General features: G+C 62.3%; 7 protein-coding genes and 1 tRNA gene. 3 read left to right on the top strand and 5 right to left on the bottom strand.

Annotated features, from left to right (window positions below):
* Positions 1–29 precede the first annotated feature (29 nt).
* Together pbpC and NLM33_RS06215 are read right to left on the bottom strand one after the other, a co-directional pair.
* Positions 30–2,219 carry a penicillin-binding protein 1C gene (gene pbpC, locus NLM33_RS06210; RefSeq protein WP_254095236.1) on the bottom strand — a complete coding sequence of 730 codons (2,190 nt, stop codon included), beginning with the start codon at positions 2,217–2,219 and terminating at the stop codon, positions 30–32.
* An 11-nt stretch (positions 2,220–2,230) separates the two neighbouring features.
* Entirely contained in the window at positions 2,231–7,435 is a 5,205-nt protein-coding gene (locus NLM33_RS06215) for an alpha-2-macroglobulin (protein WP_254095237.1), read from the bottom strand.
* 393 nt (positions 7,436–7,828) lie between these two features.
* Between NLM33_RS06215 and NLM33_RS06220 the strand changes: the two genes are divergently transcribed.
* A tRNA-Arg gene (locus tag NLM33_RS06220) sits at positions 7,829–7,905 on the top strand.
* Between the two features lie 460 nt (positions 7,906–8,365).
* On the opposite strand, the gene NLM33_RS06225 is transcribed toward NLM33_RS06220, so the two are convergent.
* Positions 8,366–8,614, bottom strand: coding sequence for a hypothetical protein (locus tag NLM33_RS06225; protein ID WP_254095238.1), 249 nt, complete (start codon positions 8,612–8,614; stop codon positions 8,366–8,368).
* A 614-nt stretch (positions 8,615–9,228) separates the two neighbouring features.
* Between NLM33_RS06225 and NLM33_RS06230 the strand changes: the two genes are divergently transcribed.
* Positions 9,229–11,868 (top strand): hypothetical protein, encoded by a 2,640-nt coding sequence (locus tag NLM33_RS06230; RefSeq protein WP_254095239.1) that lies wholly within the window; start codon positions 9,229–9,231, stop codon positions 11,866–11,868.
* Positions 11,869–12,692: 824 nt separating this feature from the next.
* On the opposite strand, the gene NLM33_RS06235 is transcribed toward NLM33_RS06230, so the two are convergent.
* Together NLM33_RS06235 and NLM33_RS06240 are read right to left on the bottom strand one after the other, a co-directional pair.
* Entirely contained in the window at positions 12,693–12,896 is a 204-nt protein-coding gene (locus NLM33_RS06235; protein WP_254095240.1) for a hypothetical protein, read from the bottom strand.
* Between the two features lie 330 nt (positions 12,897–13,226).
* On the bottom strand, positions 13,227–14,414 hold the full coding sequence (locus NLM33_RS06240) for a hypothetical protein (protein WP_254095241.1): 1,188 nt from the start codon (positions 14,412–14,414) through the stop codon (positions 13,227–13,229).
* Positions 14,415–14,734: 320 nt separating this feature from the next.
* Here NLM33_RS06240 and NLM33_RS06245 point away from each other — a divergent pair, with 320 nt between their 5' ends.
* Complete coding sequence (locus NLM33_RS06245) at positions 14,735–15,136, top strand: hypothetical protein (RefSeq protein ID WP_254095242.1); 402 nt, start codon at positions 14,735–14,737, stop codon at positions 15,134–15,136.
* Positions 15,137–15,174: the final 38 nt, after the last annotated feature.

Here is a 15,174-nt window from a genome sequence, read left to right on the forward strand (position 1 = left end):
CGCCGCCCCGACAACCGCTTAAGCCGGGATCATTGAATTCGAATGACAACTGTGTCGGCGGCGCCCGTGGCGTCGATTACGGTCAGCCGCGCGAAGCCCGGCCCGGGCGGATCGATCAGCCGCTGGCGCCGTCCGTCGATCTCGCCGAGCGCGGTGCCATTGACCAGTACAGTCATGGGCAGGACGCCGCCGGCGACTTTCACGGGCATGGTGGCAGCCTCGGCACCCGCCGAGCGGTCGACGTCGATCCGGGAGCCATTCAGGGGAAACTGAATGTGGGGCGCCTGCTCGCCGCCGGTGCGGACGAGTTCCCCAACGGGGCGGAACCGCCTCAGGGGTAACGGCAGCTTGGCGTTGCTCGCGAGGAGGGTTCCCTTCGGCGGCTTGGGCAGCGGAACCGGCAGTTTGCCGCTCCGGGCGAAAGCGTCGAACAGGATGGGCGCCGCCGCCGCGCGGCCGATCAGGCCGGGAACCGGCGCGCCGTCGGGACGACCGACCCAGACGGCGATGGTCATGCGGCCGTCAAAGCCGACCGACCAGGCATCGCGATAGCCGTAGGAGGTCCCGGTCTTGAAGGCGATGCGGTTGTGGGCGGCGTTTTCGGGGGGCGGCGTACCGAGGAGCACGTTGCCGACCTGCCAGGCTGCGACCTGGTCGAGCAGCCGCAGCGGCTCGCGCGCGTCCCTGTCGGTCATGATTTCGCGCAGCGGGCGCGTGGTTCCAAGCCTGGCGAGGCCCGCATAGAGTTGCGCAAGATCCTGAAGCGTGACGCCGACACCGCCGAGACCCATGGCGAGACCCGGCGCTTCGTCCTTGGGGAGCACCAGATTGCCGCCGGCCTGCCGCAGCCGCGAGGCCAGGCGGCTGGAGCCGACACGGTCGAGCAGCACGATCGCCGGTACGTTCAACGACATCTGCAGCGCCTTCTTCACCGGCACCGTGCCCTGGAACGTCATGTCGAAATTCTCCGGCGCGTAGGAGCCGAAGCGGACTGGGCGATCGTCGATCAGGCTGTCGGGGTGGACGAAGCCGTCCTCGAAAGCGAGGCCATAGATGAACGGTTTCAGCGTCGAGCCCGGCGAGCGCAGCGCGCGGGTCATGTCGACCTGCCCTGCCCGGCTGTCGTCGAAATAATCGGCGGAGCCGACGCGCGCCAGCACGTCGCCGCTCTCATTGTCGACGACGATGATGCCAACCGAGATGTTCGCACCCAGCGCGATAGCGCGGTCGCGCGCGAGCGGCTCCAGCACCTTCTGGAGATTGGCGTCCAGCGTCAGCTTGATGACCGGCGTATCCTTGACGGTTGAAAGCGCGGTATCGGACGCATGCGGCGCTAGGATCGGCATCGGCTTGCGCAGCTTCGGCACGGGGACTGCCTTCGCCTGCTTGGCATCATCAGCGCTGATCTGATGCTCCTCGACCATGCGGTCGAGCACGCGGTCGCGCGCGATGCGCGCCGCCTCGGGATAACGGTCGAGCCTGCGCGTCTCCGGCGATTGCGGCAACGCGACCAGAAGCGCGGCTTCCGCGAGCGACAGCCGCTTCGGCTCCTTGCCGAGATAGGCGATCGAGGCTGCACGAATGCCCTCGAGGTTGCCGCCATAGGGCGCCAGCGCGAGATAGAGATCGAGGATCTGGTCCTTGCTCAAGCTACGTTCCAGCTCGATCGCGCGCACGATCTGCCGCAGCTTCGCATGGAGCGAGCGCTGCCGCCGCGGCTCCATCAGCCGCGCGAGCTGCATCGTGATGGTCGAGCCGCCCGAAACGATATGGCCGCGCGTCGCAAGCTGGATCGCGGCGCGCCCGAGCGCGAGCGGATCGACGCCGTCATGCGCGTAGAAACGCTGGTCTTCATAGGCGAGCAGCAGCTTCACATAAGTCGGATCGACGTTCGCCTTGGTCTCGACCGGCAACCGCCAGCGCCCGTCGGCCATCGCATAGGCGCGCAGGAGTTTTCCGTTGCGGTCGACGATGGTCGTGGAGACTGCACGCGCCTCGTCGAGCGGTGGTGGACCGAGGGAGATGGCCCAGGCGACGAAGGCGCAGATGGTGAGGATGAAGGCGAGCGCAAGCGCTGAGAGGAGACGAGGAACGCGGCGCCCCGCCCCTCTGCTGTCATTCCGGGATGGTCCGAAGGACCAGACCCGGAATCTCGAGATTGCGGGTTCGGCTCTTCGAGCCGCCCCGGAATGACGAGAGCTATTAGCGCCTTCGCTCATCTCACCATCACTCACTTCGCCGCTCGCACCTCAACCGACCCGGTCCCCGAACGGCCGTAGCGCGAGGGATTGTACATGTCCTCGACATAGGCCTGCGGCAGCACGTATTTGCCGGGCGAGACCGCGCGCACGACATAGGCGACGGTGAAGACCGACTTGGCGTCGGAGGCGCGGTCGACGGCTGCGGTGAAGCGGTCGTCGCGGAACTCCGTATCCTCCGGCTCCACGCCATCCTCGATCCAGTCCAGCGTGCCGCTGTCGCCCGACGAGACCAGCTTTGGATTGTCGATCTCCAGACCCGCCGGCAGATAGTCCGACACCATGATGTGCCCGTATTCAGGCTTGGCCTCGGTGATCTTCAGCACCACGGCGAAGCGATCGTTCTGCTTGACCTTGCTGATGTCGGCGGGCTTGCCGTCGAGCGTGAAGTAGTTGCGCTCGATCTTGAAGCCGGCTGCCACCGCAGGCTCCGGCGTGACCGGCGAGCCCGAGACCGAGACCACGGCCTGTATCGGAGCATCGCCGGTGTTGGTGATCTTCAGCGGCTTGCCCTCCAGCGTCACCGCTTTGTAGCTGCGGTACAGTGCGGTCTTGACCGGCTGGCCGTCGACGTCGAGCGACAGGTTTTCCTTCGCCAGCGCCCGCGCCGCCAGCACCAGCCACGCATTCTCCTGCGTCGAGGTGTAAGGCGTCAGTCCGCGCGCGGTCTCGACACGGGACACCGCTTGCGTCAGCGTCGCCTTCGGCGCGTTGCCTTCACCGGCGAGCGAGACGAGTGCTGCGGCATCGCGGAGCTGCGAGCCGTAATCGGTGCGGCCGAACTCCAGCACGGGCTTTGGCGCGAGGCTATCGAGTGCTGCGCCATAGACCCGCTCCGCGCGGTTGCGGTCGCCGACTAGTGCGAGCGCTGCCGCAAGCTGCGATTTGGCGATCGGCGTCGCCAGATTGTTCAGCTTGGTATCGGCGAGATAGCGGAGATCACCGATCGGAGCTGCTCCGTTGCGCGCAAGCACGTAGAGGCCATAGGCGAGATCGCGGCCACCGTCCTTCTCCGGCTCGCTGGCGTTGACGACGGAGTTGCGGATGCGGTCGAGCGCGTTCTTGAACAGCACGTCCGGCACCACAAAGCCTTTTTCACGGGCGCGGCTGAGGAAGTCCGTCACATAGGCATCGAGCCAGGCGTCGTCACCGCCAGCCGACCACAGCCCGAACGAGCCGTTCGAGCCCTGTCGCGCGAGCAATCGCTCGATCGCGTCGCGGATGCGCTGGTCGACTTCGGTGTCCATCGCAAGATGGGCACCGGCCGCGAGCTCGTTGACGTAGAGCAGCGGCATGGCGCGGCTCGTGATCTGTTCCGAGCAGCCATAGGGATAGCGATCGAGCGCCTTGAGGATCGTCGCGGCGTCGAGCGCGGTCGACAGGCTCGCAGAGACCGAGACGCTGCCCGTACCCGGCACGAGGTCGGAGAACATGTCGGAGGTCAGCGTCAGGCTCTCGCCCTTCGCCAGCGTCCGGATCGAGCGGCGCGCCAGCACCTGCGTCGCCGCCTTGACGTCGAGCGCGTAGTGCCGCGCGAGCGCAAGGCCGTTCGGGCCCTTGATGTCGACATCGAGCGTCGCCTGCCCCGCCGCGGTCGCATCGAGCGCGAGCGAGAACGAGTTGCGCTGCTTGGCGGCGAGCTTGACCGTGGTCGCGGGACTGCCGGTCATCTTCACCGGACCGCTGGTCTTCACGTTGATCGTGTAGTCGCCGGCCTGGCCTTCGACATTGTCGATCTCGAGATTGACCGTGCCGTGATCGCCATTGAGCAGGAAGCGCGGCAGGGTCGCCGTCAGCACCACGGGATCGCGGATCACGACATCGGTGTTGGCGCGGCCAAGCTTGGTCGCAGTCCACGCCACCGCCATGACGCGCGCGGTGCCGGCGAACTCCGGGATGTCGAAGCTCACTTCGGCGGTGCCGTCGGCGGCGACCGTGACGATGCCCGAATAGAGCGCGAGCGGCTTTTGCGTGGGCGGCGAGCCCTGGAGCTCGGCAGCGCCCGCGTCGCCGCCGGACTTGATCTGGCCGCGCGTGCCCTGCATGCCGTCGATGAGCTGGCCGTAGAGATCGCGGATCTCGGCGGTCAGGCGGCGCTGGCCGAGATAGTAGTCATCCGGCGCCGGCGGCTTGTAGTTGGTGAGGTTGAGAATGCCGACGTCGACCGCCGCGATGACGATCTTGGCATCCTCGCCCGGGTTGAGCCCGTCGAGCTTGACCGGGATCTTCAGCATCGCATTCGGCCGGATCAGCGCCGGCGGCGTCAGCTTCACGGCCAGCGTGCGCGTCTGCTTGTCGATGCCGAACCATTTGAGGCCGATCGCCCGGCCCGGCATGCGCTGGGCAGCCGCATCGAGCGGACGACGGAGCGTTGCCACCACGTAGGCGCCGGTGCCCCAGTCGCTAGCGACGGGGATCTTGAGCTGCGCGGTACCTTCCTTGACGTCGACGGTCTGCGTGGTCAGCAGGCGATCGCCCAGCACGTTGATGGTGAGCTTGCCGGCGCTGCGCACGTTGACCGACACCGTCATGGTATCGCCGGAGGCGTATTGCGGCTTGTCGATCGAGGTCTCCAGAAGGTCGGGCGTGTCGGCGCTGCCGTCCGAATACCAGCCGACATCGAACTGCACCGACGTCACCGGACCGTCCGCGTCGTTCGACTTCACGTCCAGCCGGTAGCGGCCCGGCCGAGGGTTCAGCGAAATGCGCGAAGGCCTGTCGGCGGCAATGGTGAGATCGCCGTCAGCGACGCGCGAGGTCGACTTGACCGGCTCGTACTCCCAGTAATTGTTCTGGCGGTACCACTGGTAGCGCGACTCCATCTTGAGGAGCTCGTAGCGCAGACCGTCGCGCTGCAGCGTCTTGCCGTCGGGCGAGACGAACACGACGTCAAACTCGGCCTTGTCGCCTTCGGCAACGTTCCTGTCGCCGAACAGCGGCTTGACGCCGAGCATCGCGGCCGCGGGTGCGACCGGCAGCACGAGCTTGCGCTCGACGGCGCGGCCGCCCGTCTCCGCCATGCGGACGAAGATCTGCGCCTCTTGCGGCCGCGTCGAGGCCGGCTGCTTGTCCAACGTGACCGGGAAGGTCGCGACGCCATTGGCATCGGCCTCGGGGAGGTTTTCCAGCGGGGTGCGCTCGTTGCTGGTCGTCTCCTCGTCGGCGACGCCGAACTGGTAGCCGGCAAAGCCCGGCCGCTCGGCGGCGGGTGCCACCAGCATGTCGCCTTCGAGCTGGAGGCCCGAGGCCGGCGCGCCATAGAGAAAATGTCCGTCGACCTTCAGTTCGACCGGAGCATTCGCCTTGATCAGCTTGTCCTTGGACGAGAGGTCGAACTCGATCCTGTCGGGGACGTAATCCTCGACCATGAAAGTCGTCTCGCCGACCGATGAGCCCTTCGGGTCGGTGAAGGCGCGCACCCGCCAGGTCCCGGTCGGGACCGCCGAGTTGAGCGGCACGGAGAGCGTGCGGCCGCCGGCGCCCTGGTCGGACAGCACGGCGCGGCGGAATTCGACGCCATCGGGACGCTCGATCACCAGCGTCAGCGGCCCGCCGGTCACGGCATTGCCCTGCCCGTTGCGCAGGAGCGCGGTCAGGTACACGGTCTCGTTGGAGCGGTAGACACCGCGCTCGGCATAGACGAAGGCGTCGGCGCCGGCCGGAACCTCGCGTCCGGCAACGCCGCGATCGGTGAGATCAAAGGCGCTGGTCTTCAGGCTCAGGAAGGCATAGTCGGTTTTCTCGCCGCTGACGGTGAGCAGCGCCGGCGACAGCCCGCCCTCGCCGCGCGCCAGCCCCGCTTCGAACAGCACATGGCCGGCATCGTCGGTCTTGCGGGTCGCCAGAATCTCGTTGTTGCGGGCGACCAGACGCACCTCGGCCTTGCCGACCGGATCGGTCGAGGCCAGCGAGTTCACGAAGACATGGATGCCGTCATTGCCGGAATAGGCTGTGACGCCGAGATCCGAGACGATGAACCATTGCGTCGCGAGCTGGGAATCGTCGTCGCTGCCCGGCCCCTTGGCCGCGGCCGTCATCACGTACACACCGGGCTGGAGATCACCGAGTGCCTGGTCGACCGGGAACGCCGTGGTGACGTCCTGGTTCAGCGTCATCGCGGTCGCGAGCTCGCCGGACCAGACCTTGACGCCGCGCTCGTCGCCCAGATTAGAGAGTTGATAACGGGAGAGCGTCTTCTGGAAGTCGCTGTCGACAACCGTGCTGATCAGGTTGCGATCGCCAATCCGGAACACGTTGATATTGACCGCCGGCGTATTGACGCTGACCACGGGAATGCCGCGCTGGCCTGTCCGCGGCAACACGTAGGCGCGGCTGTTGAAGCGCACGAACGGCTTGCGGTCGCGCACATAGATGTTGAACTCGGCCGATTTCGGCAGCCCCTCCTTCACGGTCGACGGCAGGCCGGCGCGTAAGTTGATGTTGTAGCGCTCGCCATGCTTCAGGCCGTCGACGCAGAGCTGCTTGCCCTCGGCCGACAGCGCCGGCTTGTCGGTGCCTGCGAGCGCCAGGAACGGCGCGAAGTCGGTGCGCTTGGCGAGTTCCTCGGAGAACTGGAAGCAGGCGCGCGGGCTCGCCGAGTCGGAATCGACGGTGTAGTCGAGCAGCCGGAAGCCATGCTCGTCCCGCAGCTTCTCATATTGGCCTCTGATGTCGGCGACCTCCCGCATGTCGAGCGACAGCCGCAGCGCATCCAGCGCCGGCCGGAACAAATGCCGCTCGGAGAGCGACCTGCCGAGCACTGCGAGCGCATCCGCCTCCTCGCCCGGATTGCCGGCGCGCATGTAGGCGATGTAGGCGGCGGTCGAGGCGCGCTCGAGCAGGAAAGTCTGCTCGCTCGAGCTCTTTGGGGTGATCGGGAAGATGACGCGCGCAAGGCGCAGCCAGTTGCCGGCATCCTCAGGCGTGGTGGCGGCGATCTGGCCGAGAACGGAAAGGCCGCTGCGGACATCGTTGCGCCTGAAGGCGGCATCCGCGTCGGTGCGCAGGGTCGCGTTGGTCTTGGCGACCGGCCCCGCCTCGCTCTTGATCTGGGCTTCCAGCTTGATCGCAGCGTCCGCAAGATCGTCGCGCTTGAAGGCCTTGTCGGCGGCCTGCGCCGATACCAGGCCGAGCGCCAGCGCTGCGCAGATTGTGACGGCGCGAACAAAACCGATCATGATGGACTCCCGGGAGCGCGGACAAGCGCCGCGTAGGCGATGAAATGCGCGGAAAGGTGACAGACTCAAGGCGATGGAACCAGAATAGCAAAACGTCGCATGCGCCATTGGCAAGCAAGCCCGAGTGGGCCTCCGAAGTGCCGCCCCTGGCGCCGCCTCAGCCTGTGGCAGCACCGGACAAGATTAGCTGGTGGACTTAAGTCCCCAACGCAAGTGCAACGTCTGGAGCGTCGCTGGGCAGAACGGGACGAAAAGAGTCCATCGCTTCGCTTTGTCGCGCGACGGGGGAAAACGGTTCGATCCGGACTTCACTTCGGACTTGGCGGACGTGCGGATTTTTCATATTTGGCATGCTAAGACGTCGCCGGGCCCCACCTTCGGGGCCGTCCAGACGGTCCCGTAGCTCAACTGGACAGAGTAGCGGATTTCTACTCCGCGGGTTGCAGGTTCGAGTCCTGCCGGGATCGCCAGCTCATTTTCCGACCCCAGTAACTTCAATAGGTTGAGGCTCAATTTGGCTCACTGGGTTGGGTGGTGAGGCAATGTCTGTCCAACGCACAGGCGGCGGCGCGCACGGGCTGGCGCCGCCAAGCGGCGCTGTTGATAAGCGGACGTAATGTGCTGAGTGTGGCCGAGGGGCGACGGCAGTGGGTGCCCATGTCTACTATCCTGATCCGTGATTCGGAAAGTCGACGGGGGACTAGGATGCAAACTCCGGACTTCGCTGCTGAACGAAAGCGGCTCCTCGAGCAGGCCGCGGAGGTGCGCCTGCGCGCGCACTCGGTGGCCTCGAGCGCGGAGAGAGAGCGACTGATACGCCAGGCCCGAGCCTGCGAGATCGGCGCGAGGGGAAATGCTCGCGTGACGTCGTCCGACGTCCGGCTCCAGAACTAACTTCACGCACGGTCGTCGAGAGGATCGCGGGCGCGCCTAGTGGCGGTCAGTGACCAAAACAACCGGCGCCGATTCTTGGACGGGCTTGCGAGTGCCCTCATCGGAAGCAACACCCGTGGGCTGGGCCGCAGCGCCTTGTGAGGCCTGTCCAACAGTTGTGGAAGGCGCGGTGGCGGCGACAACGGGATCTTTAGCGCTTGCCTGACGGTTCCAATCGCATGCGGCCGCCGGATAGGCGGTAAGAGTAACGGCAGCAAAGGTCGTCGCAATCACGATCTTCTTCATGGCCGGGCTCCTCTTCGAGGCGGGGTCATTCTACTACGATGAGCCTTGCTCGAACGTATCGGCGTGATCACGAAGCTGCGAGAGCCGTGCAGCCCACGGAGGCACGGGAAGCGCCGACGACGCATCCGCAATGCAACTAGTCAGGTGAGCGACCCACTGGAAAGGCTACTCACCCATGGCCTTCTCTGCGGCCGGCCGCTTGGCTGTCGTATCCTCGCCGCACCCGAACTGGCGGATGCCCAGCAGCTCGTAGGATGGGTAGAGCGAAGCGAAACCCATCGAAGTGTCGAACGACAAGCCTGATGGGTTTCGCAAGTGCTCTACCCATCCTACGAGCTACGAGCTGCATCCGAGTCCGTGGCGGGCCAGCGGGCTGCTCAGATGATGTAAGCAAGCATCCCTAGTATCGGCGCGAGTCCCATGGAATGTCGTTGCGGGTGCGCTCCTGGGGCACGGCGGATCGAAGGCTCAAAGGCGCTCACCCTCTTGCTGCGATGCGAGATCTGATTTGCATTAGGAAATCGCTCGCTTTGAGCGAGATCCCTTTACATGCAACTTTTTCCTGATTATCAGTTGTTTCGATTTATTTCTGCACGTTTCGGTTGGGGCATTTCATGGCCGCAGGTGGGGGCATCCACGCGGCGAAAGGGAAGGTTGCTTGGCAACCAGCGAATTATACCGCTACCATCCCTATTTCGCCAAAACTACCGAAGATCGGCAGGGTCAAGCTCATAATCGGCTTGGTCCTTACCATGGTGTCACTTAATGCGCTCGTCTTCTTCGGTGGGCGCACGCGGGTACCCTTGGCGCCAACCCTAAGCACGTCAGGCCTTCTTGGGCCGATGGTCCCTTTTGGTTATCTGAAACGCGTGCCCCTCGACACGGTAGAGAACGACATAGGAGGCGCCTTCAACGCTTCCTACAATTACGATCAGTTTCTTGGACGATCACTGCGCCAAGGGATCATCCCCCTTTGGGATCCCTACCTCGGCTTCGGAATGCCGCACCTCGGAAATGGTCTGTCGGCCGTCCTCTATCCGCCCAATTGGCTGCACGCAGTCGTGCCGCCGCGCTTCGGCGACTTCGTGCTGTTTCTAAACTGGTGGCTCGCAGCCGTATTTCTTGTGCTCTTCCTCTTGCGCATCGGACTCGATCCGCTCTCAGCCGCGTTCGGCGGACTTGTCATTCTGTGCTCGGGTTGGTTTTCCGGCTGGCTTGGCTTGAGAGAAATCACCGGAGTAGCAGCCTGGTTTCCATTCCTGCTCTACGCAGTTGAACGGACGACAACTGAGCCGGATTGGAGATGGAAGTATGCGACCATATCGGTTGGCGTATTCTGCACGGTGAGTGCTGGCCATCCCGAAGCTTTCATTCCAAGTCTCTTAGCGGTTTGCGCCTATGGCTTATTTTCAGTCTCGCGGTCGGCCCGCCCTGTAAGAACTCTCGCCGACCTGTGCATTGGAGCAGCTCTGGGACTCGCTTTAGCGGCTCCGGTTTGGCTCACGTTCTTGGAGACGTTTCAACTATCCTATCAACCTCATCAGACCTGGTCTTTTTCGGCAGGCGAATTGTCGGTCAATGTACATGGCTTCGGCAACTTCATCTTCCCGGCCTTGTTTGGGGGAATACACCAGCACTCCTTTCTCGACCTGGCTGGAAGCGAATACGCGTCGGTTGGCTGGTTGCCCTCCTCCGTAATCTTTTTCGTGCTTGCCGGATTACTCGCTGGCAAATCGCGGTACGCTTGGTTCTTCCTCGGACTGTTCTTGTTCGTAGCTCTCAAGATCTACGGATTTCCTCCGCTCCAGTTCTTGGCACAATTACCCGTCCTCAAAGAGATTATATGGCCTCGCTATGGCGCGTTCCTCATGACATTCGCTGTGGCAGTTCTCGCCGCCATAGGGCTGGCAGCAGTCCAGCGCGCGACAGTGAATCTGCGGCGGGTCTTAATTCTCCATTGCTTTCTCGTCGCTGGGCTGGCCTTCGAGCTCTTATGCCAGATACTCTCCTCGCACGTACCGACCTATGGAGAAGCAGTTAGTGCGCTAGTCGTTGCTCTGATTTGGGCCGTCTTGCCACCAATCTTGCTGACCGAGCTTCACGATCGCTATGGCGCCGGATGGCGCTTCATGATGGTAGCTGGACTCAGCTTGGCGTTGCCAGCGGTCGCTTACAACACCAGTGGATTTTCCTGGGGCTTGCAGCTTTGCATTTCTGCAATTTACGTCCTCGTCTTTGCGCTCTTTGTTGCTGCCTCTCGCCTCACTCAACAATTCAACACAGTAGTCGCCGCAACCGCCGCATTCCTTGCGATCGCGCTGCCAATGATCGTCTTTGCCAAAATAACAGATTACGGACCACCTCGGCGCTATGACGCACTGACACGGCCGCCATACCTTGAGAAACTGGTCGAGCTTCAGCAGAATGGACTGTACCGCCATTTCGCGTTGGACGCGGCGCCAATGCCGAACACGCAAACCGGCTTTGGGCTTCCCGGGCTAAGCTGGATCGTCCCGACCGTGCCCAACGTTTTCCGGGAGTTCTTCCAACGGTTCATGGACCGCGGCCTCCACATTCCGAACTGGTATGCTGCCAATGTAGGTGTGGTCCCGAACATGTCGGCAATAGATGAACTTTATCGAAACCTCCGCTTCTTTTCACTGGCGGGCGTCAAATACGTGACGACCCAACGCCCTGTTGAAAGGGACGAACCTGGGCGGCTCCATAAGACCTTCTCCGATGAGGCAACGGGTACTTCCATCTTGGAGAATCCAAGCGCAAATCTTCGTCTGTTTTTGGCGACGAACATCAAGAACGTTGAAGATCAAGCGCAGGCATGGGATTCACTCGCCCGTCTCGTGAATCTGTCGGACACGGCCGTAGTTGAGCGGGACCTGCCTAGCAGCACCGATTGCGCCGAGAAAAAGCTGGATGTTGAGGAGTTTACCGTCTACCCCAATTCGGTCAAAGCCGTGGTAGCTGCACATTGTTCGGGAATGCTTGTTCTCAGCGATCTCTACTTCCCAGGGTGGCACGCCAGTCTCGACGGCACTGAGCAAAGCCTATATCGAGTTGACGGCGTGTTCCGCGGTGTCAGCATTGAACGCGCTGGCCGTTACGTTGTTGAATTTTGGTATCGGCCGCTGAGCTGGAACATGTCGCTGACACTATTCTCGCTAGGCGCATCCATCCTCCTCATTTTCCCACTGTTTCGTCTGTACGCCCAACGAGCGACCTTTAGGGCAAGACGTTGAACATGCGCAAACTGGAACAGGAGTTAGCAGGCAATTATCGACCCGCGGCTGCCGATCTCGAACGAGGGCGCGCTCGTGCTTGATCCTGAACCAGGATCATCCTTCATGCGTTGTGCACCGTTGCTTTGCCTACTCTTGTCCGCCTGTTCGAGTGGAATATGGACGGACACGCCTGTGCCGCTGCCGACCGCTTCGCCAGTAGTACCGCCAAGCCAAGAGGAAGTACTAAAAGGCGTCCAAAACGTTGTGGTCCAGGCAAAGTTGAAGAAGCCCTTTGAGATCTCCACCCTTCGCAAAACTTACCACGGTCCGGGTGAATACTTCATCTGCTTGAGAGAAGCGAACCCATCGCCAGAAGAGCGACGCCCCCCTTATTCGGTATTCTTCGACGACGTCTACAAAGGATCCAGACAGTCGGTCATTATCGAAGCGTGTGAGACCCAGCAATACACGCCTTTGAATTGAGACCAGATTCGCGCTTGGGTATTGGTCGCGGCCTCTGGGATATCGCACCGTCGACAAAGGTACTGCCGTTTCTATTTCGAGACATCATATGGCAGACACCAGCAGTCGTTCTGCTCGCCGTGGCGGCGCCGGCACTCCTGCCACGGGGTCACCGCAATGGAGTACTTTCATAGCTCGTAGGATGGGTAGAGCGAAGCGAAACCCATCGAACTATCGAACGACAAGCCTGATGGTTTCGCAAGTGCTCTACCCATCCTACGAGCTTCATCCGCTCCGCCTGCGGTCGCCGCGGTGCGGACGTCCGGCCGGACTTCAACTGAGAAAAGCAGCCGGTCGCGATGATGGGGTATCACTGAGGCTCAGTCACATGCAGCATTCTTTTTGTTTTCACGGTTCCGGAGCTGCAACACATGAGCAAGGCTGGCCTTGGCTCGATCAATGCTGCGAAGGGCTTCTGCCTGCCGCAGGCAGAAGACGGTCACAGTGAGGTCACGCACCGCGGCCTTCACCTCGCGCAACGCATGATCGACCTTTTCAGCCAGTTCTGAATGGATTCCGCCCATTTGAAACTACTCCAGCTGATGCTCGTCCGAGGTCCGGTGGACCCTTGTTTTGCAGCAAACTCGCCCGCTGTGGCTTATCTACGGCGCGGTGCCATTCTCAGGGGCGGCAGCGAACCGACCATGATGAGCTCGTAGGATGGGTAGAGCGAAGCGAAACCCATCGAAGTATCGAACGACAAGCCTGATGGGTTTCGCAAGTGCTCTACCCATCCTACGAGCTTCTATCGGAGCCCCTACGGAGGTCCCTACTGACAGGCGCGAGCCTCTCTGATCTCGAGTCGCAGGTTCGGACCTACGCGCGGGCGCGCGCGCCGCTTCAAGTTCGATTGGCTATGAGACTTGCTGGGTGCTGGGTTCTGACAGAATACGGTCGGACAGCCAAGCAGCGATCGATTTGGGAACCTCGGGGACTTCGTGCAACGAATGAACCAGGCCGCTGTTCTTCAGGCCAATCCCGACAGTCTTGACGTCAACATCGTCAATGTCCGGAACGGAGTCGAAGAGGATGTCGCAACGCATTGCGCCGGCGCCAAGCTCATTGCCAAACACCATTCGTGCCAGCGACGGCAAAAACAGTCCGATCAAGATGCTCACCAGAAGTATCGGCATCGATGAGCTGACGAACTGCTTTGCGTAGTTGACAGAGAACAGTTCAAGCGCCTTGATCGTCAATATATAGGCAATAAAACCCACAAACCCGAACAAGATTGTCGACGACCACCTGTATGCCGCTCGAGTCACGCGATTGACGATCGCGCCGGCAGCAAGCGTCAGCGCCGCCTCGTCATCGACACCTCGCAGCACCAACAGCCTCCCACTGAGGACTCTCGCGTCCCAGGCGGTCGCATCAGCGAGCCGCTCAGGTCGCTGCTGCCAATCGGCCGAGTACAGAAGATTCTTCCAGAACGAAGGATATTCCGCATTTGCGGCTGGAGTGTTGGCGAACGCACGAGTCAGCAGCCAATAAAGCGCCTCGGTCCCCGTCGTGAAGAGCATCAAGCAAAGCAGAAGCGCGAGCACATGATCGATGAACGAAAATGGAAATAGAAAGTAGAGCGCGGCGACGACCGAAGTCGCCGCAACAAGGCGAAGGAGAATTGGTGAATGTGGCAGGCGCCGATCAACCGCGACGATTGAGAGGAATGGCGTCGCCAGCGTGCACAGATAAGTCCTGGAGGAGTCGCAAATCGCCGAAATGGCTTTCAGAGCGACATTGCCTCCGTGACTATGCGCGACAATCAACGTCCGTCCATCGCCAGATCCGAGTGCGGATAGTCTGACGGCAAGGCGTCCGGCGGCCTTTTCCCTCTCGAACACGGAATTCGATCCGCTCCAGGCGAAGGCATCTACCGTCAGTTGAACGCCAGGAAGCTGGGACAGCACTGCCCTTTTTAGTTCCACCACGAAGCTGGCCTCGGCTTCGCACCAGCCGGCGGTAGGCTTCCTACAGCACCGCCAGAAACCTCGTCCCCACGTGCCGTGGACCAACACGACGTTCAGTCGAGTGACTTCCACCATGGGGCCTCCGATCTCCTGGAGATGCTGCCCTTGATCGCGGGGTCGAGATCAGACGCGCAAGGTACCAGTTTAAGTAGCGTATTTCTATCTTAGGATGCAACGGGTCCCCGCTGTCCTTTTCCGACGTGTCTCACTTCAGGGGTGCAGTCCAGTGCACTTAGTTCTCCCAACGTCGGTAAGTACGGGCGAACTAAACGCGCAGTCGCCGCCGCACCTCTGCGCGATAAACAAGCTTGTGACTGGCAGCGACCACAGGGAACCCGGCGCGTCTTGCAGGGTTGGCTGGTCGAGCGTTTGTCTCTTACGAGTGGAGGTGATCCATGAGCACCGTCAAGACAGCAGCCGCGCTGTTTCTTGCCGGCACGATATCGTTGGTCAGTGCGCCCGCTTCTGCTGCGCCGCTATCATCCCTTTCCGGATTAGCGAAATCGACTGAGAATACGGTACAGATTCGCTGGGGTGGCGGCTGGCATGGTGGTGGCTTTGGCTGGGGCGGAAGAGGTTGGGGCGTAGGCGCAGGACTTCTTGCTGGCGGTCTGATCGCGGGCGCCCTTGCTGCCCCTTACTACGGTGGTGGCTACTACGATCCTTATTATTCCTACGGCTACGCGTATCGGGACCCCGGGTATGGCGACCCCTATTATGGTGGGGGATACGGGTATCCACCCGCCTATCCGCCTCCGCCCCGCTTCTATCGGAGCCCCTACGGAGGTCCCTACTGATAGGCCCGTTTCGGCACTGTCACAAACCTGTGGCATGA

The organism is Bradyrhizobium sp. CCGUVB1N3 (assembly GCF_024199925.1).
Lineage (GTDB): Bacteria > Pseudomonadota > Alphaproteobacteria > Rhizobiales > Xanthobacteraceae > Bradyrhizobium.